Source organism: Bacillus sp. CDB3 (assembly GCF_002081505.1).
In the GTDB taxonomy this organism is placed as follows: domain Bacteria; phylum Bacillota; class Bacilli; order Bacillales; family Bacillaceae_G; genus Bacillus_A; species Bacillus_A cereus_AT.
The window spans coordinates 1-17,876 of the sequence record NZ_ALBR01000103.1 but is presented as its reverse complement, the minus strand read 5'-3'; the positions used below and the strand labels follow the sequence as shown (position 1 = coordinate 17,876).

Sequence of the window (17,876 nt, the reverse complement as noted above, 5' to 3'; positions counted from 1 at the left end):
TAAATGCATAAAAGTATGTGAAGGCGATAATGAGTCCAACATAAAGCGTCATGCCAATCGGATGAGTAAAATTCAGGTTTGTACTTAACCATTTAGATAGAGCAGCGTCAGGGGCTATCATTTCAATCGTTCGTGGCAACATTAGGAATGCAGAAGCAAAAATAACGGGAATGACACCTGCACTATTTACTTTAAGAGGTAAATGTGTATGTGCTCTTCCTTGGTAGGAAGTACTTCTCATACCGTTTTTTGCATATTGAATGGGAATTTTACGAATCGCTTCTTGCACATAGATGGCACCGACCATGATTGCTAACATAGCAAGTCCGATGGATATGATTTTTACAATATTGATAAATAATTGATCTCCAGCCATGTATAATTCCTTTAAATAAATAGACTTTATCATATTGGGAATCTCTGCAACCAGTCCGGAAAAGATAAGGATCGAAACTCCATTTCCTATTCCTTTTTCTGTAATTTTTTCACCTAACCAAATTAAAAATGCAGTGCCTGCAGTAAATACAATTGAGATAAGTAAATACGTCTTCCAACCGGGGTTCAAAATTAATTGTTCGCCTGTCATATTGTTCAGGCCAATGGATATCCCGAATGCTTGAATGAAGGCAAGAATGATGGTAAAGTATCGCGTAAATTGTGCTAACTTTTTACGGCCCATTTCTCCTTGTTTTGCCCACTCTGTAAATTTAGGTACTACATCCATCTGTAACAACTGTACGATAATGGATGCTGTAATATAGGGAGTAATACCTACAGCAAAGATAGAGAACTTTTGTAAGGCTCCTCCTCCAAATGCATTCAGCATCCCTAGTATATTGGTTTGATCTTGTATGTTTAACATTTCTTCTAATACTTTAGCATTTGTAAAAGGGACAGGGATAAATGTACCGAGTCGAAAAACAAGCAACAGGGACAGTGTAAAAAGAATTTTTCTTCTGATTTCTGCCATCTTTAGCATCTTTGAAATTGCACGTAACATACTTCTACCTTCTTTCTATATATTTTCACTCTTTTCGTCCCTTGAAAGTATGCGATGAGAATGTATATATTTCAAAGAATACATACATTCTCATCGCTCTTCTTGTTTTCAATATGAACCAATATTTGGTTTATTATACCAAGTGATATCTTGATTACATGGCGAGGAGCCACTCCTATACAGAGTTTTATATCAAATAAAAGAATGAGCAGTTATTACTGCATTCGTCAAATACGTAAGGATAGAAACCATTGTATTCTATTTGTTCCGCTCTTTATTGAATTCTACTGTGTTCTATCACTCAAAAAGGGAAAGCAACACCTGCTCTATAAACACGCCACTTCAACTGTTCGTTTATAAAAAAAAGCATGAAGTCTTATGACTTCATGCTTCTTTAGCATTAAATTATATCTTTTTATTAGAAATTTACTGCAGCTATCTCATGTGAAATGGCGCCTGCTTGGATTTAAATTTATGTTTGTCTGCCATTCCTACTATTTATTTTGAAGGCAGCATCAAAAATTCCCAACCATATCATGTGTGAAAGGAGATATGGTTGGGGTAAGGAAATAAGACAAAAACAGAATCAAAAATCTGTCCTTTGTCAAAGGTCAAATGAAAGAAATACAAGTGAGGAAAAACACAAAATCAAACATTTCAGGGCCGGTTATTACAAGAAGTGGTGGAAAAGAAAAACTTTGCAACAGAACCTCATACAAAATAAGAGGGCGTTGAAAAAGTGTCCGTTCAGAAAAAAAGGGGAATGTTACAAGGTTTTTTGTTTATAAAATAAGCCAGGTCATGGAAACCGGAACGGTTCCTTTGAATAGCACGACTTCATAAAAGAATGTCTCTATTGGATATAGGTTCTTCCCCTTATTGGAGTACTTTCTTTTCATGTTTTCAAATCGGAAATATGTATTTGGCATGCTTTTTTTCGGTTCTGTTGCAACTTAAATTACTTTGATTTACATAAAATTTATAAAAACACAAATAATTCTTAACTTTTTAAATGCATTTAATTATAATATAAATATTTATAATTATATTAAGGAGCGCTATCGATATGAAATTGAAAATGTATTTTCGTTCACTTTTAGAAGAGTTATTCCGCGAATATGAAAAACAGTATCCTCCTATGTATTTTATATTTCAAAAAGTAAAAGAGCAGTTTGTTTGTACAGATATAAACGAGTGTTTACTTCAAGCCCTCCATCAACAAAGAGAAGATTATATTGGACATACTGTAGATACCGCACGATCTATAGGAGATGAAGCGATGAAGCAAAAATTAAAAACAATTTACTCTTTAGCGTGGACTGGTAAAAATATTATATTTTGTTATTTTCCTGTTGAGAACGTGGATATATTTATGATAATGTATCTAGAACCTCAATATGTGAATCAGCAAGTAGATCGAGTAAGGGCACATTGCGCATCTTTTCAAAAAAATGAATTTCAAGGTACATTCGAACACTTAGAGCAATTTGTTACCTTTGAACTCTAACACTAATGCCAACATTTTAACGAAAATATACGCTAAGCAAAAAATACGGTTCTGTTGCAAAGTTTAGCTTACTTTCAAAAACTTTGCAACAGAACCAAAGTTTTTCACTAAAATTTACTTTTTGTTTAAATTGGTTCAACAAACCAATTTATTGAGAAAATAATGTCAAATATAATTTTTATGAAAAAGATCTATATATAGGGGATTCCCTCAATAAATTCACTTATGATTATAGTGAAAGGAGATAGATCCCACGCCATAAATGGATTTTTCTGTTTAAAAAAATAAATATATGTATGGATAATTAAAGAGATATATACCATTTTCTCAATAGACACATTAAGGAAAGTATGTAGAATAAGAAGTACTATTGAGTTATTGTCTAGAAGACATAATCAAGAACATATTTTTTGGTTATATACACCAATTATATTAAGCAAACTATGTAATTTTCAGGAAAAGGTGAAAGGAGAGGACGGCGTATCGAACTCAAGCCAGTTTTATATTCTGTATTTGAAAATCTTTTCCAAGAGTATGAAGATGTACATCCTAAGATGTATTTCATATTTAAAAAATCAGGTGATGATTTTGTCTTTACAGATATTTGTCCTCAATTAATCGATTTAATTCTTCAAAAACGAGAGGATCTTATGGGAAAAACAGTGGATACCGTTTTTTATATAGGAGATAAAGTGCCAAGAAAAAAATTCAAACAACTTTATAGGTTAGCGTGGGATCAGAAGAGTGTTTTATTCTACTATTTTTCAGATAAAAATCCTGATATTTTTATAATTATTTTTCTAAAGCCTAAAAATTATCATAATGAAGTTACGGAAGTAATAGGGCATTGTATGCCTGTCTACCAAAAAGATTTACAATACCCTTTGCGACATGTCGATCAGTTTCTTGCTTTTTAAAAGAAAAAGCTGCCACATGTTACACGGGATTCTATTCATGCTCCAGCGATACGATGTTATTCATCAAAATCTTGCCTCTTTACATTTTTGATCGTTTGACGCATAATTTGTAGAGTTTGTATCAAAAAACTTAGTTCTTCTTGTGAAATTTCTTCTTTGTTTAAGGTGAAAGTATAGTATTGTAAAAGTTCCATATCCCCTATATCTAAAATTTTTTTACTTGCTACATTCGAATGAACAATTAAATCGCTTATTTCCATATTATATACTGTAGCAATTTTATGAAGTAAATCTAAGGTGGGGGTATAAACTCCTCTTTCAATTTTAGACAGATTACTATAATCATAATTAATTTTTTCAGCTAGGCTTAGTAGGGTATCACCAAACCTTTTCCGAGTTTCTTTAATCTTGAAGCGCATCATTTTCCCCCTCTATTAATTTTTGTGACCACATATAACTTATCTATATTCTAAAGTATTCAAAAAGTCATTTTGATAAGTATCATTTTCCGAACAGAGGGAAATGAAGTTTTAATTTAACTTCCCAATGGATATCTGGGCTATCGAGATTATAATACTCAGGACGGATATAAGTGAATCTCCTCCAATAATATGCCTGATACCTAAGAGCGTTTATAAAATTAATCAAAATCTTATAAAAAAACTGCTAGATCTTCTCTTCATGATACAAAACAATTTAATTTTTGAAAATGTAATTGTATCTTGTTGAGAAAGTTAAATGTGGCTTTGGTGCAAGGTTCCTGAATATCAAATGAGATGAGAGATTGGCCACTAACGATTATACAACTATAAATAATTTTTGTAATTCACTGCATGTCAAAACAAACAGAAATCTGGTTTAAAGCTCCTATTTTTCCTCTTTAAGACATACTACGTAAATTAGTTCCTAAAGTTACAACATTCATATAGGTTGTTATTACTTTACATACTCATTCTTTTTATTACATCGCTACATATTTTGATCATTATGTAATGATGCGTTCTCCAGGAGTATTAAGAGTTTTAAACATACCATACAAACACAAAAATAAACATTTCAAAAAAGTCCACAGACAACGGTACTTTTTAATAAAAGTACTTTTTCATGTTGTGGATTCCGAAGAGGCAACGCTTGATTTGTATCTGCTAAAAAATTCCGCAATAGAACTATATATTACCAATGGACTGTAAAGAGACCATGTTATATATTTACTATCATAGTGTTCGTTTATAAGAAAATGGTGGATATCCGTAGTAGGTTCACGTAGATAAAGATTGTAGATACGTAGAAATTATAAACGAAAATAGAACATGTAAAGAGGTGCTAATTGCGATGATACTATGTGGAAGGCAATATGATGTACAACACATGGAGTCTTTATCGGACCGATCGATAAACAAACTCAAATCATCTGAACAAGAGGAACTCATGCAGTTTAAAATGGATGTGTATCAAACATATATGAATATTCGAGATGTGCATAACGAAAACAAATGGAACCCTATAGATATGCATACGCTGAAGAATGAGCTCAATGATAAATGGTTACATACCTATTGCAGCTTAACACGTGAAGACAATGAGAAAGTGATCTACTTTGTAGAAAAATACTTTTATGAAGATGTCACAAAATAAATATGTGGGTAAAATCAAGGATGATTACAATGGTTTTGTTTTAAAGTGAATAAAAATTTCAATAGATTGAGCAAAAGACGTTAACGTTGCAACAGAACCTCAATAGTTGTTAAAGAAACCTTTTCTTAAGAAAAGGTTTCTTTGTGTTCGTAAAGGTAGACATTTATGTACAAATGACAAAATAACTCTTTACATTTGCCCTTGTATACTAATTTTTGTAGCTCTTTATAGATAAAAAAAACAAAATCTAATTTAAGCATGATGAATTTCTAAAGAGGACTCATCTATATCGAACTTTGCAAGAGAGCCCTGCAAATAATGGCGGATGAAGATATGGAAAAGTGGATTTTGAGAAAGACACAAAAAACGGATGCTCATATTCATCTGTAAGGCAACGAAGAGAGATTCGGAAGGGTTTTGTATGCAGAGCGCATTAAACTTTTTATACAAAATAAATAGACCCTTAAAAGGAATTAAGTAGCTTTGAATGATAAAAGAAGTAGAAAATAACTATTTAGTATGGTAATGAAGCATAATACAATTTCACGTACTAAACTGATTAACAAAATTAAAATCCCCCAACAACTCATTAGGGGTTGCTTCTTCTCTTTTCCCTTCGATACAATGGATATATAGAATATAAAATAGAAAGGTGACTCTAACCATGAATCAACCTTTAGTGAATTTACGAGTCGATTTTGCATTTAAGCAATTATTTGGTGTACAAGGACAAGAAGAATTATTAATTTCTTTTTTGAATGCAATCTTGCATGAGTCTTTATCTACACCGATTGCATCACTGAAAATTGAAGATCCGCATTTGCATAAAGAATATGAGGAAGATAAATTATCCATACTAGATATACTGGCAACACTGCATGACGGAACAAAAGTCAACATCGAAATCCAACTAAGAAATACACAAGAGATTGTAAAACGTTCCCTTTATTATTGGAGTAAACTCTACACGTCTCAGCTTGAAAAAGGAATGCCGTATCGTTCGCTCCGAAAAACGATTGCCATTAACTTATTAGATTTTCATCTCTTTCCTGATTATGAAGATATGCATACAATCGGACAGTTTTGGAGTAAGCAGCAGAAACAAGTCTTGCTCGATGATTTGGAAATCCATTTTATTGAGATTCCAAAATTACTGCAGCAATGGAGAGAAGAAAAAATTAATCCGTGGGAAAATGAATTTGCTCGTTGGTTACTCTTGTTACCAGCACATGAAGATGAACATTTGACCCACACATTGGAGGATATCGCCATGAAACAAGACCCCATGTTACAAAAAGCGATCCACAAATGGGAGAATATGAGTCAGAGTAGTTCCTTCCGATTAGCATATGAAGCACGGGAAAAAGTCTTATTTGATGAACAAGCCAAATTAGCCCATGCTCGTGAAGTTGGGAAAGAAGAAGGACTTCAAGAGGGTATGGAAAAAGGCATGGAAAAAGGAAAAGAAGTAGGCATTCATGAAGGGAAAATCCAGCTCATCCGTGGGATGCACAAAAACGGAATGGATATTGAAGATATTGCAAAGTTTACGAAAATGGATATGTCGGAAATACGCCATATTTTGGGACAATAAAAGGAAGCCATCTCTTAAAAGAGATGGCTTCCTTTTATTGTCTGTCTTTTCTAGAAAATTTTCAGTGTATGTAGGATCAAAAAAACGTATTGAACATGTAGTAGGTAGCGATTTTAGCCGTATCAGCGTGGTTGTATGAAAAAGTGTCTATAACAATGGACTTTTTTGAAATGTTCGTTTTTGTGTTTGCATGGTATAGTAAAATCTCTCAAAAAGAACAGTTTTTTGAAAAAGACTAGGAATTTGTAAAAGAGGAGTGACATATTCAGTTGGCTGTAGATATTAAAAAATGCACCTGCAAAAACTTACGAAGACTTCAAAGGATTATGTATGAAACATTTTATGAGACATTTAAGCATCAAAACTCATTGACACAGATGAATGCTCATTTGGATAAAACATGTAACTTACAACAATTAGGTAAAGAAGTATCGAATGATACTTCGCCATTCTTTTTGGTTACGTATCAACACGAACTCGTTGGATATGTAAAGGTAAATACACATGATACTCGTTCTGAAAAAACGAATAATGAATCACTTGAAATTGAAAGATTGTATATAAAGAAGCGATTTCAAAAGTATGATCTTGGTAGACATCTTCTAAATAAAGCGATAGAAATTGCGATAGAACATAGGAAAAAGAAAGTCAGAATAGGCGTATGGGAACAGAATAAAAATGCAATTGCTTTTTATAAGAAAATGAAGTTTGTTCAAACTGGATCCCGCTCTTTTCACATAGAGGATGAAGAACACAGGGAATTGATACTGACATTGTATGATGTGCGTGCTTCTTTTTGTAGATCGTTTTCTGACAGCATACTCCCTTCCCTTCAAAGCGTGTGAATGGCGCTAGTTCAACGGTAGGTCAGTAGGCGTAAGCCTACATTTTTTTGTATACTGTAGATATCTTATAAAAAAGTGAGGGGAAATCATGAAAAATCATGATCGTGTAAATCGTAAACTTCTCCAAACAAACAAGAAATGGTCACATCTCAAGCAGAATCAGAAAGATTTGATTGCTGAATGGTTACAAGAGGAATATCGAGGTTTCATCGACATGTATTGGCGGAAACCCAAACAATATGAAGAAGAATATATACTAGAAAGTGTAATGGAACGGATTCAGACACAGGGGATAAGGATACCGTATGTAGAAGTGAAAATGTACTTTACACGCAAAAAAGGAAAGTGGTATCGTAAATTAGAAAGTGAGCTAGAAAATAGAAGAAAAGAAGAAGAAAAAAGGATTCGTATCATCAATTTAGGAATCGGAAGGCCAATTTGGTAAGAGAAATTTGAGTGTATAAGGGGGATTCTATTGATGGAAAGAAAAGTACAAACCGTTCAAAAGGAAAGAACGATGAATACAGTATCATTTCAGGACCGGTTACTACAAGAAGCGATGCAAAAGAAAAAGATTGTTACGCTGATTTTGCTGAAAGGTTTTCAAATAAAGGGAACAATCAAAGGGTATGATGCTTTTTCTATTTTGATAGAATCTGAAGGAGCGCAACAGCTTTTCTATAAACATACCATTTCAACTGTTCGTTTATAAAAAAAGAAGCATGGAGACTTATGACTTCATGCTTCTTTAGCATTAAATTATATCTTTTTTATTAGAAATTTACTGTAGCTATCTCATGTAAAGTAGTGCCTGCTTTGATTTATGTTTTTCTTTGCCCGCCTTTCTATTTTGAAGACGGCATCAAAAATCCACAACCCTATCATGTGTGAAGGGAGATAGGGTTGTGGAAAGGAAATAAGACTCCTTTACTATAACGGAAATAAGACAAAAACAGAATCACAAATATGTCCTTTGCCAAAGGTCAACTGATAATGGAACACCAATTATTTTTGAGAATAACGATAAAACAGATGGGTTAATTAAATCTGGTGATTGGATTAGAGTGAAATCAACTAAAGTTAATTCTAGATCACAATATTGGGCCTTTGATAAGATACTCGAATCTGTTTATTTAAATTATGATGCTAGGACAGATCGTAAAATTTATGGATCATCAAAAGACAATTTTATAGGAATAGGAAAACCTATTATGACATATAAGTCCTACCAAGGTGAAATTGTTGGTAGGATACCATCTTTTAATGGATACAAAGGGGAAAATACTGAAAAAACTTGGATGAAACAGGATGTGGATTCGCCATCTAGTGAAAAGGACATACAAACCCCTTTTGAAGTTATGGAAGTTAGCGAATAAATAACAGTAAGAAGCTGCACAGCATTACAGAAATTAATAACGATTGCTTAAATCTTCTCTCTAATCTTTAGCATTTTTTACATTTCTCAAACTTTTCAAGAGAATTTTATTGAATATCCATCTAATTTACATATATAAAAAGTCTATATAAAGGACTTTTTATATATGTAAATTACTTATTACAGATGATATACTTCTAACGTTAAATTCTTATACTTATAGATAAAATAACAATGGTTAGGTTCTGTTGTAGAGGGATGTGATGCTATAAAAGAAGAATGTTTTCTTAAAACGGTTATATCAAATATCTCAAAACCAGGTCAAAAATGGAAACCAACATCATAATATTAAAAACATCAAGATATCTATTTTTTATATGGTAAGTACTTCATATATCATGATCCCTAGTATTGCTAGTGCAGAAGAATCGATACAATTTGTAACTAATATCATATCATGGGAAAAAGATTATCCTAAGTTCACTACAAAAATGTATAAGGAGATTCAGATATTTTTGAATGTATTTTTCCACCGAAAAATGGCGGTGTTTCATTACCTAACACAGGACCAAAGACTAGGATACCATCCGATATGGATCGTGTCCTTTCGATTTTTTAGCTGGGTAACTTAATTAATAAAAAGAAGGGATTTTAGTTATGAAGACACTAAAACATACAATCGTTGTCACCTCACTTGCAAGCACGTTTATTTTTGGAGAGAATATGCTAATAAGCCCTGCACTTTCTCATGCAGCGACAAATATAGATACTAGTCAAATGGAGGGAGTGGATGGAAAGCATTTTAAAGATATTCCTTCACCTAATGATCCTAATACTCCTTTACCTTTAATAGGAGAAAAAACTACTATAGAATCAGATATTGATAAATATGTGTATATTGATATTGTAGCGATGAAGGATTTTCCGAAGGGGGCATGGTTACCGCAAGGCAGTCCTGGATCTTTGTTTCAACATGCAATATTTATGGACAAAAACTCCAAACCTTACCCAAGAATAAATAGTAACTATTATTTGAAAAATACAACGGATGTCAAAGCCGGAGAACTTCTAGGAAAATGGGCTGTTCCAAAAGATGTGGATTGGGTGAAAGGAACCAAATCTATAACAGAGTATTATTATAAATTAATAGATTCACAACGGTTAAATAAAACCTCTGCCTATTCATTTAACCTTGATAGTACAGTAGGAGTTTCACAAGAGGAAGCTTTTTCCATCGGACAAACTTTAGGGTTAGATTTTGAAATTGGATATGGACACGCATTTAGATTGGGTGGTAATGGAATGTGGCAAACCACGAAAACAATAGGAACCAATTTATTACAACAAAATTCCATTAGACGTGAGTTTAATTTGCCGCAAGCAGTATTTAATTATAATCATTCGTATTTTTGGGTGGGTGTTTACCAAGGTATAACAAATTACTTTGTACAACCTTCTACAAGATTACAGGAAGTACTGGATACATTTAATAACCCTTCATTAGAAGGACATCAAATGGAAATCAGGTTACAATTACCTACCATTCAATCACAGAAAACATCTAATTTTCAAACTGTGCGTACAAAAGGATCAGGGAATCCAGAAACAATTGAGGAATCATAAATAGAATGGGATTCCTCTTCTATTATATATGATTAATTATCATTATGAATCTCTTTAAGGAAGGACTATTTTATGACACATGCCGTTCACATGAAATCAAGCGACTATGAACGTCTTTCAGAAGTATTAAAGGCACTGGCTCATCCTGTACGTTTAGAAATTATTTATAAATTACTGAAGAAAGAGCCCTTAAATGTTTCTCAATTACAACAGCACCTTGATATACCACAATCCAACGTATCCCAGCAGTTAGGTAAATTAAAACTACTTAAAGTTGTCACCTCTAGTCGAAAAGGGTTAGAAGTATTTTACCGTGTAGAGGATGAACAAGCGAAGCAGGTAATGAAGATACTGGACTTGTAAGCGTATTTCTATCCAGAAGACTTGCTATGATGGTGCTTCAGCAAAAAAAGATGTAACAGCTAAAAGAGGGGGAAAAAGAGATGTTGAAAAACAAACGAATGTTGAATATATATATTGTATGTATAGGTATGGTGTCATTATTAACTATACCTATTAGCACTTCGGCAGAGACAGTTACTTCTCACCACCAGTGTCATTCTACGAATCCATTGGACTTTCATTCAAAATGTAAATCAGAAGCGACAGCTTGGGGAAATGAACTATTTAACCTGTGGAATAAACTTACTCCACAAGTAGAAAAAGATGTGGTCAGAGGCTATACTGCGATAGATTATCATATGATTAACAGTTATCTACGTTCTGATTATTTTGATTTTTTAGATCAAGAAAAAACAGAGGCGAGTATTAAACAGATAGATCGTGCTTTTTCCAGGGTGAGACTACATGATGATATGATAGTCTATCGCCGAGTACGTGAAAGTGCATTTGGATTGCCAGGAAACTCATTAGTGAAACTGGATCTAAAAGAGGACGATCCAGTTAACAGTACTTCAAAGATAAATATGGAAAGCTTTGAATTCTTTAAAAATAGGTTTCAGGGAAAATATAAAAAAGATCCAGCATATATGAGTACTAGCATTGTTAAAGATGCGGCAGAGGCATTTAGTTTACATCCTATTTTGATGAAAATCCATGTCCCTAAAGGAGTTCCAGCTATATATGTAGATCCCTTGAGTAACAATCCTGGAGAAATGGAATTACTTTTACCAAGAAATAGAACGTATAAGGTTACAAATATATCACCAGTAATTGAAAAAAATAAAGAATATATAATGGTAGATGTTGAGATTTTAGATATCTCATCTAATTATCGTAATAAACGTGCTACCGACATCATGTATGAAGACAGTCTACCATCGCTATCAAAATAGACTTAGCTAATAGAAAAGAATGAAATGTACAAGTCTTTTTTATATTTTCAACATAATTATAATGAGCCTAAGTTATTTAAAAGTCACGAACAAAAGGAGCGTCCATCTGGGTGCTTCTTTTGTTCGTAAAGGTAGACATTTATGTACAAATGACAAAATAACTCTTTACATTTGCCCTTGTATACTAATTTTTGTAGCTCTTTATAGATAAAAAAAACAAAATCTAATTTAAGCATGATGAATTTCTAAAGAGGACTCATCTATATCGAACTTTGCAAGAGAGCCCTGCAAATAATAGCGGATGAAGATATGAAAAAGTGGAATTTGAGAAAAATACAAAAAAACGACCTATTATTTCCCTTTGTAAGATAAAGAATAAATCTTCGGAGTGGTTTTGTATGCAGAGGGGTAAAACTTGTTATACAAGGTAAATAGACCGTTAAAAGGAATTGACGTGATTTGTGAGATAAAAACGGTAGAAAAAGTTCTATAAGAAATCTTTTTAGCAGTATACTGAAGTATAATATAATTTCACGTAATATATTAACAAAAATAAAATCCCCCAACAAGTCATTAGGGGTTGCTTCTTTTATTTGCCCTTCGATACAATGGATATATAGAATATAAAATAGAAAGGTGACTCTATCCATGAATCAACCTTTAGTGAATTTACGAGTCGATTTTGCATTTAAGCAATTATTTGGTGTACAAGGACAAGAAGAATTATTAATTTCTTTTTTAAACGCAATCTTACATGAGTCTTTATCTACACCGATTGCATCACTGAAAATTGAAGATCCGCATTTGCATAAAGAATATGAGGAAGATAAATTATCCATACTAGATATACTGGCAGCACTGCATGACGGAACAAAAGTCAACATCGAAATCCAACTAAGAAATACACAAGAGATTATAAAACGTTCCCTTTACTATTGGAGTAAACTCTACACGTCTCAGCTTGAAAAAGGAATGCCGTATCGTTCGCTTCGAAAAACGATTGCCATTAACTTATTAGATTTTCATCTCTTTCCTGATTATGAAGATATGCATACAATCGGACAGTTTTGGAGTAGACAGCAGAAACAAGTCTTGCTGGATGATTTGGAAATTCATTTTATTGAGATTCCAAAATTACTGCAGCAATGGAGAGAAGAAAAAATTAATCCGTGGGAAAATGAATTTGCTCGTTGGTTACTCTTGTTACCAGCACATGAAGATGAACATTTGACCCACACATTGGAGGATATCGCCATGAAACAAGACCCCATGTTACAAAAAGCGATCCACAAATGGGAGAATATGAGTCAGAGTAGTTCCTTCCGATTAGCATATGAAGCACGGGAAAAAGTATTATTTGATGAACAAGCGAAATTAGCACATGCTCGTGAAGTTGGTATAGAAGAAGGACGAAAAGTCGGGAAAGAAGAAGGACTTCAAGAGGGTATGGAAAAAGGCATGGAAAAAGGAAAAGAAGTAGGCATTCATGAAGGGAAAATCCAGCTCATCCGTGGGATGCACAAAAACGGAATGGATATAGAAGATATTGCAAAGTTTACGAAAATGGATATGTCGGAAATACGCCATATTTTGGGACAATAAAAGGAAGCCATCTCTTTTAAGAGATGGCTTCCTTTTATTGTCTGTCTTTTCTAGAAAATTTTCAGTGTATGTAGGATCAAAAAAACGTATTGAACATGTAATAGGTAGCGATTTTAGCCGTATCAGCGTGGTTGTATGAAAAAGTGTCTATAACAATGGACTTTTTTGAAATGGTCGATTTTGTGTTTGCATGGTATAGTAAAATCTCTCAAAAAGAACAGTTTTTTGAAAAAGACTAGGAATTTGTAAAAGAGGAGTGACATATTCAGTTGGCTGTAGATATTAAAAAATGTACCTGCAAAAACTTACGAAGACTTCAAAGGATTATGTATGAAACATTTTATGAGACATTTAAGCATCAAAACTCATTGACACAGATGAATGCTCATTTGGATAAAACATGTAACTTACAACAATTAGGTAAGGAAGTATCGAATGATACTTCGCCATTCTTTTTGGTTACGTATCAACACGAACTCGTTGGATATGTAAAGGTAAATACACATGATACTCGTTCTGAAAAAACGAATAATGAATCACTTGAAATTGAAAGATTGTATATAAAGAAGCGATTTCAAAAGTATGATCTTGGTAGACATCTTCTAAATAAAGCGATAGAAATTGCGATAGAACATAGGAAAAAGAAAGTCAGAATAGGCGTATGGGAACAGAATAAAAATGCAATTGCTTTTTATAAGAAAATGAAGTTTGTTCAAACTGGATCCCGCTCTTTTCACATAGAGGATGAAGAACACAGGGAATTGATACTGACATTGTATGATGTGCGTGCTTCTTTTTGTAGATCGTTTTCTGACAGCATACTCCCTTCCCTTCAAAGCGTGTGAATGGCGCTAGTTCAACGGTAGGTCAGTAGGCGTAAGCCTACATTTTTTTGTATACGGTAGATATCTTATAAAAAAGTGAGGGGAAATCATGAAAAATCATGATCGTGTAAAATCGTAAACTTCTCCAAACAAACAAGAAATGGTCACATCTCAAACAGAATCATAAGGATTTGATTGCTGAATGGTTGCAAGAGGAATATCGAGGTTTCATCGACATGTATTGGCGGAAACCCAAACAATATGAAGAAGAATATATACTAGAAAGTGTAATGGAACGGATTCAGACACAGGGGATAAGGATACCGTATGTAGAAGTGAAAACGTACTTTACACGCAAAAAAGGAAAGTGGTATCGTAAATTAGAAAGTGAGCTAGAAAATAGAAGAAAAGAAGAAGAAAAAAGGATTCGTATCATCAATTTAGGAATCGGAAAGCCAATTTGGTAAGAGAAATTTGAGTGTATAAGGGGGATTCTATTGATGGAAAGAAAAGTACAAACCGTTCAAAAGGAAAGAACGATGAATACAGTATCATTTCAGGACCGGTTACTACAAGAAGCGATGCAAAAGAAAAAGATTGTTACGCTGATTTTGCTGAAAGGTTTTCAAATAAAGGGAACGATAAAAGGGTATGATGCTTTTTCTATTTTGATAGAATCTGAAGGAGCGCAACAGCTTTTCTATAAACATACCATTTCAACTGTTCGTTTATAAAAAAAGAAGCATGAGGGCTTATGACTTCATGCTTCTTTAGCATTAAATTATATCTTTTTATTAGAAATTTACTGCAGCTATCTCATGTAAAATGGCGCCTGCTTTGATTTAAGTTGATGTTTGTCTGCCATTCCTACTGTGTATTTTGAAGGCGTTATCAAAGATTCCAAACCATATCATGTGTGAAAGGAGATATGGTTTGGGAAAGGAAATAAGACTTCCTTACTATAACGAAAAGAAGACAAAAACAGAATCACAAATATGTCCTTTGCCAAAGGTAAAATGAAAGAAATACTAGTGAAGGAAAATCAAAAATCAAACATTTTAGGGCCGGTTATTACAAGATAAAAGTGAGCAAGGCGATAACTACACTACGTACCTAATACCTTTAAAAGTTCTATAGCTGCTGGAATAACAGCTCCTAAAAATGTTAACACAGCAATTGCGATGCTCATATGTATGATCCCCTTTCTGAATGAAGAATTTCCCTTATTATAGCTTTGAATGAATATACACACAATTGTTTTTTGAATTTTTCTGATAATTAATTTCTTTGTTTCAAGAAATTGTTTATACATGCCTATATAGTAGTGATTACATGATAACCAAAAAGGGTAAGCATAATAGCCTACTCCGTTTTGATGTATAAAAAGATAGTTAATACTATGTACTTCCTTGCAATATATCACCATATAGATGTCTTTTTTCATTCATTATTTCATTTTAGCTGGATACTTCCAATCTCGCTTATCTTTTTTTTCAGGTTTTGTTTTTGGCTTCTTTTGCTCTATTTTGTTCTTCACCTGAGTTTGTTGTTCTAGTTTATCTAACTTTGTTTGCATTTTTTCTATCTGTTCTTTTACTTCTTTAAACTCCAACTTGATTTCTGATAGCAATCTTAAAATTGCATCTCCTTTATTCATATATAACAACCTTCCTTCGCAGACAAAAACTTTCTCAACGTTTAAAAAATGAACATTCTGTATTTTTGATTATAATATAGAAGAGTGCTGACATTCTTCCCTTTTAAAAAGAACGGACTATCCGAATAGAACCGTTCTTTTTAGTTTATTCTATTTTTTTTATGAATGTATTTTTCTTTAGCTGGAGTAAATTCATAAATTGGACAGCTGTTATATCCCATTTTTCCTACAGTTTAGCTCAGCTCAAAAAACTTTGCAACGGAACCATTTTTTGCAACAGAACCATATAAACAAAAGAGAAGTCAGATTCCAGACTTCTCTTTTTCAACGTACAAAGAATTACAGTAACTATTCAAAATTGCGTAAACGATAACCGTAGTTTATAGACGGGCTTAGTTGTTTTCAACCTTTGCAACAGAGCCGTTTATAATATATTTTCTGCTACTTCGATGTCCAGTAACGATCGCACATGTTCCATATGATTTGCGATTGAAACTGAGGATGAACCAGCAAATAACAATCCAATTGCAACGCCATCATTTGTCGTGATCAAAGAGCCAGAATCTCCTCCGGAAGAAAGGTTTGTTGTGACAATTTGATCCCGAAAACGTGCAACCCTACCGCTTCCATAATTCACATCTACGGTCGCGTTTACTGCAGTGATGACGCCATGTGTATGATTCGTGGTCCGTCCCACTTTCATTACTCGTGTACCGACGGTAACATTTTGTTTCCGTCGCCAGCCTTGTACAGAACCAATCCAATGAATGGCACGATCTATTTGATGGAAAGGTGCTTCTGCAATCGCGGCATCAACAAGATTATTTTGATTTTCAAGTGGTACCTGTGAAGAAAAAGTAATCGGGATAAATCTTGATAAGGTTGCAATTCGATCCGAGGGATCGTTTCCGCCATCAAGTGGACCAGGTTGTAAGATAGGATCGCCTATGTTTGCATTATTACTATTCGCCAATACATGATTGTTACTCAATATATAATATCGGCTGGGGATACCATACCCATGTGCTGGGGGATTGGTAGAACCATTTGGTAATATATCATATACGCAAGTAGCAATCGTACCTGCCGTCACATTTCGGTGTGCAACACTATAACCACCTTTTGCTGGGCGAACTCGAGTTGAAAGTGCTTGTGTATCAAATTGTAGTGTTTGCTGGGTACCAGCAAATAGATATCCTGTTTGAATGACGTCGGTTTTGATTCCGTTTATCTCTTTTGGAATGATTTGATTGGCTTCTAATGTTTCTAAAGGTAGTTTTTGGTCTACAAATACAAGTAAAGAAGGGGTACCTGTCATAATCCCATTTACCTGTTGAATACCGGCTCCAATGCCTGTTACATTCCGAAACTGTAAGAAATCATCCTCTACACTTTGTTGCACTTTCTGAATGTCTTGTTGTTCCTGAACCGTCAACACCTTTATGTTTGAATGTTTTCCCATAACACTATCCCCCTTATCCCGTGTAATGATTTGTAATGGTTCCCACTTCTATAATGTTCGTTAGATATGTTTCCAATTGTGCAGGTATTTGTTCTTCTACTTTTAATTGAGAACGTGGTACTTTTTTTGAAACAAATACTTGAATCACTTCTTTCCCTTGTGAAAATCCCATTCCTACTCCCACAACATAAGGCAAACGTAATAAATCTACTTCATATTTGCGCACAACTTTTTCTAATTCCATCGGATCGCTCCTTCTTCATTTAGATGATACATTAGATTTGTCTTCGATGGTTTTTGAAAAATGGTGTATGACACCACTATAAGTATTTAGCTATGCGCCTGTATTTTCCTTCTTGAAGGATACATGAGAAATAAAAAAGGGACCTTCTATAGAAAGTCCCTCTAAAAAACGTATGTTTTTTGTGGACAAACGAAGGTTCTGGTGTAAAAACAGTGGGATATGAAAAAAAGAAAAAGATTCCTAGCGGAATTGAACTTTATACCGTTAAACCAAAGAGTTCATTAATAAGATATATC

At 33.6% G+C, this 17,876-nt stretch carries 19 protein-coding genes and 1 pseudogene; 15 read left to right on the top strand and 5 right to left on the bottom strand.

The features are described from left to right. On the bottom strand, nucleotides 1-1,000 hold a 1,000-nt coding region (gene secY / locus CDB3_RS28415; RefSeq protein ID WP_128856766.1), incomplete at its 3' end, for a preprotein translocase subunit SecY. Nucleotides 1,001-2,066: 1,066 nt separating this feature from the next. On the opposite strand from secY, the gene CDB3_RS28410 reads away from it, so the two are divergent. Both CDB3_RS28410 and CDB3_RS28405 read left to right on the top strand, forming a co-directional pair. Continuing rightward, nucleotides 2,067-2,507: a hypothetical protein gene (locus CDB3_RS28410; RefSeq protein ID WP_256869953.1), complete on the top strand. Its 441-nt coding sequence runs from the start codon at nucleotides 2,067-2,069 to the stop codon at nucleotides 2,505-2,507. Nucleotides 2,508-3,157: 650 nt separating this feature from the next. Further along, nucleotides 3,158-3,424 carry a hypothetical protein gene (locus CDB3_RS28405; protein ID WP_256869952.1) on the top strand — a complete coding sequence of 89 codons (267 nt, stop codon included), beginning with the start codon at nucleotides 3,158-3,160 and terminating at the stop codon, nucleotides 3,422-3,424. A gap of 56 nt (nucleotides 3,425-3,480) precedes the next feature. Here the strand turns inward: CDB3_RS28405 and CDB3_RS28400 are convergent, their stop codons facing one another. Further along, a complete protein-coding gene (locus tag CDB3_RS28400) occupies nucleotides 3,481-3,843 on the bottom strand; it encodes a helix-turn-helix transcriptional regulator (RefSeq protein WP_128856764.1) in 363 nt (120 codons plus the stop codon). Between the two features lie 913 nt (nucleotides 3,844-4,756). Here CDB3_RS28400 and CDB3_RS28395 point away from each other — a divergent pair. The 13 genes and pseudogenes from CDB3_RS28395 (at nucleotide 4,757) to hfq (CDB3_RS28335) (ending at nucleotide 14,951) form a co-directional block, all read left to right on the top strand. After that, a complete protein-coding gene (locus tag CDB3_RS28395; RefSeq protein ID WP_128856763.1) occupies nucleotides 4,757-5,059 on the top strand; it encodes a hypothetical protein in 303 nt (100 codons plus the stop codon). Nucleotides 5,060-5,723: 664 nt separating this feature from the next. After that, nucleotides 5,724-6,653 (top strand): Rpn family recombination-promoting nuclease/putative transposase, encoded by a 930-nt coding sequence (locus tag CDB3_RS28390; protein WP_128856762.1) that lies wholly within the window; start codon nucleotides 5,724-5,726, stop codon nucleotides 6,651-6,653. 269 nt (nucleotides 6,654-6,922) lie between these two features. Continuing rightward, entirely contained in the window at nucleotides 6,923-7,498 is a 576-nt protein-coding gene (locus tag CDB3_RS28385; protein WP_128856756.1) for a GNAT family N-acetyltransferase, read from the top strand. A gap of 88 nt (nucleotides 7,499-7,586) precedes the next feature. Beyond that, the gene (locus tag CDB3_RS28380; protein ID WP_128856761.1) at nucleotides 7,587-7,943 is read left to right on the top strand and encodes a transposase; all 357 of its coding nucleotides are present in this window, start codon (nucleotides 7,587-7,589) and stop codon (nucleotides 7,941-7,943) included. A 33-nt stretch (nucleotides 7,944-7,976) separates the two neighbouring features. Further along, nucleotides 7,977-8,210 carry an RNA chaperone Hfq gene (hfq, locus tag CDB3_RS28375; RefSeq protein ID WP_128856755.1) on the top strand — a complete coding sequence of 78 codons (234 nt, stop codon included), beginning with the start codon at nucleotides 7,977-7,979 and terminating at the stop codon, nucleotides 8,208-8,210. A 352-nt stretch (nucleotides 8,211-8,562) separates the two neighbouring features. Further along, complete coding sequence (locus CDB3_RS31880; protein ID WP_179139765.1) at nucleotides 8,563-8,874, top strand: hypothetical protein; 312 nt, start codon at nucleotides 8,563-8,565, stop codon at nucleotides 8,872-8,874. A 656-nt stretch (nucleotides 8,875-9,530) separates the two neighbouring features. Beyond that, on the top strand, nucleotides 9,531-10,496 hold the full coding sequence (locus CDB3_RS28365) for a hypothetical protein (RefSeq protein WP_128856760.1): 966 nt from the start codon (nucleotides 9,531-9,533) through the stop codon (nucleotides 10,494-10,496). A gap of 72 nt (nucleotides 10,497-10,568) precedes the next feature. After that, nucleotides 10,569-10,859: an ArsR/SmtB family transcription factor gene (locus CDB3_RS28360; RefSeq protein WP_128856759.1), complete on the top strand. Its 291-nt coding sequence runs from the start codon at nucleotides 10,569-10,571 to the stop codon at nucleotides 10,857-10,859. A gap of 80 nt (nucleotides 10,860-10,939) precedes the next feature. Continuing rightward, the gene (locus CDB3_RS28355; protein ID WP_128856758.1) at nucleotides 10,940-11,791 is read left to right on the top strand and encodes an ADP-ribosyltransferase; all 852 of its coding nucleotides are present in this window, start codon (nucleotides 10,940-10,942) and stop codon (nucleotides 11,789-11,791) included. Nucleotides 11,792-12,439: 648 nt separating this feature from the next. Beyond that, complete coding sequence (locus CDB3_RS28350; RefSeq protein WP_128856757.1) at nucleotides 12,440-13,393, top strand: Rpn family recombination-promoting nuclease/putative transposase; 954 nt, start codon at nucleotides 12,440-12,442, stop codon at nucleotides 13,391-13,393. A gap of 269 nt (nucleotides 13,394-13,662) precedes the next feature. Further along, complete coding sequence (locus tag CDB3_RS28345) at nucleotides 13,663-14,238, top strand: GNAT family N-acetyltransferase (RefSeq protein ID WP_128856756.1); 576 nt, start codon at nucleotides 13,663-13,665, stop codon at nucleotides 14,236-14,238. An 88-nt stretch (nucleotides 14,239-14,326) separates the two neighbouring features. Continuing rightward, nucleotides 14,327-14,684 (top strand): annotated as a pseudogene (locus tag CDB3_RS28340) (transposase). 33 nt (nucleotides 14,685-14,717) lie between these two features. Continuing rightward, nucleotides 14,718-14,951 carry an RNA chaperone Hfq gene (gene hfq, locus CDB3_RS28335; RefSeq protein WP_128856755.1) on the top strand — a complete coding sequence of 78 codons (234 nt, stop codon included), beginning with the start codon at nucleotides 14,718-14,720 and terminating at the stop codon, nucleotides 14,949-14,951. A gap of 713 nt (nucleotides 14,952-15,664) precedes the next feature. On the opposite strand, the gene CDB3_RS28325 is transcribed toward hfq (CDB3_RS28335), so the two are convergent. From CDB3_RS28325 to CDB3_RS28315, 3 genes are all read right to left on the bottom strand, one after another. Continuing rightward, entirely contained in the window at nucleotides 15,665-15,874 is a 210-nt protein-coding gene (locus CDB3_RS28325; RefSeq protein WP_128856753.1) for a hypothetical protein, read from the bottom strand. 424 nt (nucleotides 15,875-16,298) lie between these two features. Then, complete coding sequence (locus CDB3_RS28320; protein WP_128856752.1) at nucleotides 16,299-17,336, bottom strand: chymotrypsin family serine protease; 1,038 nt, start codon at nucleotides 17,334-17,336, stop codon at nucleotides 16,299-16,301. Nucleotides 17,337-17,349: 13 nt separating this feature from the next. Beyond that, nucleotides 17,350-17,580 (bottom strand): hypothetical protein, encoded by a 231-nt coding sequence (locus tag CDB3_RS28315; protein ID WP_128856751.1) that lies wholly within the window; start codon nucleotides 17,578-17,580, stop codon nucleotides 17,350-17,352. Nucleotides 17,581-17,876 lie beyond the last annotated feature (296 nt).

Excerpts from the sequence above, each read along its gene's own strand:
- CDB3_RS28405 (WP_256869952.1), top strand. The coding sequence starts at position 3,158 with ATGGGAAAAACAGTGGATACCGTTTTTTATATAGGAGATAAAGTGCCA.
- hfq (WP_128856755.1), top strand. The coding sequence starts at position 7,977 with ATGGAAAGAAAAGTACAAACCGTTCAAAAGGAAAGAACGATGAATACA.
- hfq (WP_128856755.1), top strand. The coding sequence starts at position 14,718 with ATGGAAAGAAAAGTACAAACCGTTCAAAAGGAAAGAACGATGAATACA.
- CDB3_RS28355 (WP_128856758.1), top strand. The coding sequence starts at position 10,940 with ATGTTGAAAAACAAACGAATGTTGAATATATATATTGTATGTATAGGT.
- CDB3_RS28360 (WP_128856759.1), top strand. The coding sequence starts at position 10,569 with ATGACACATGCCGTTCACATGAAATCAAGCGACTATGAACGTCTTTCA.
- CDB3_RS28410 (WP_256869953.1), top strand. The coding sequence starts at position 2,067 with ATGAAATTGAAAATGTATTTTCGTTCACTTTTAGAAGAGTTATTCCGC.
- CDB3_RS28350 (WP_128856757.1), top strand. The coding sequence starts at position 12,440 with ATGAATCAACCTTTAGTGAATTTACGAGTCGATTTTGCATTTAAGCAA.
- CDB3_RS28325 (WP_128856753.1), bottom strand. The coding sequence starts at position 15,874 with ATGAATAAAGGAGATGCAATTTTAAGATTGCTATCAGAAATCAAGTTG.
- CDB3_RS28400 (WP_128856764.1), bottom strand. The coding sequence starts at position 3,843 with ATGCGCTTCAAGATTAAAGAAACTCGGAAAAGGTTTGGTGATACCCTA.
- CDB3_RS28315 (WP_128856751.1), bottom strand. The coding sequence starts at position 17,580 with ATGGAATTAGAAAAAGTTGTGCGCAAATATGAAGTAGATTTATTACGT.
- CDB3_RS28365 (WP_128856760.1), top strand. The coding sequence starts at position 9,531 with ATGAAGACACTAAAACATACAATCGTTGTCACCTCACTTGCAAGCACG.
- CDB3_RS28380 (WP_128856761.1), top strand. The coding sequence starts at position 7,587 with ATGAAAAATCATGATCGTGTAAATCGTAAACTTCTCCAAACAAACAAG.
- CDB3_RS28395 (WP_128856763.1), top strand. The coding sequence starts at position 4,757 with ATGATACTATGTGGAAGGCAATATGATGTACAACACATGGAGTCTTTA.
- CDB3_RS28390 (WP_128856762.1), top strand. The coding sequence starts at position 5,724 with ATGAATCAACCTTTAGTGAATTTACGAGTCGATTTTGCATTTAAGCAA.
- CDB3_RS28320 (WP_128856752.1), bottom strand. The coding sequence starts at position 17,336 with ATGGGAAAACATTCAAACATAAAGGTGTTGACGGTTCAGGAACAACAA.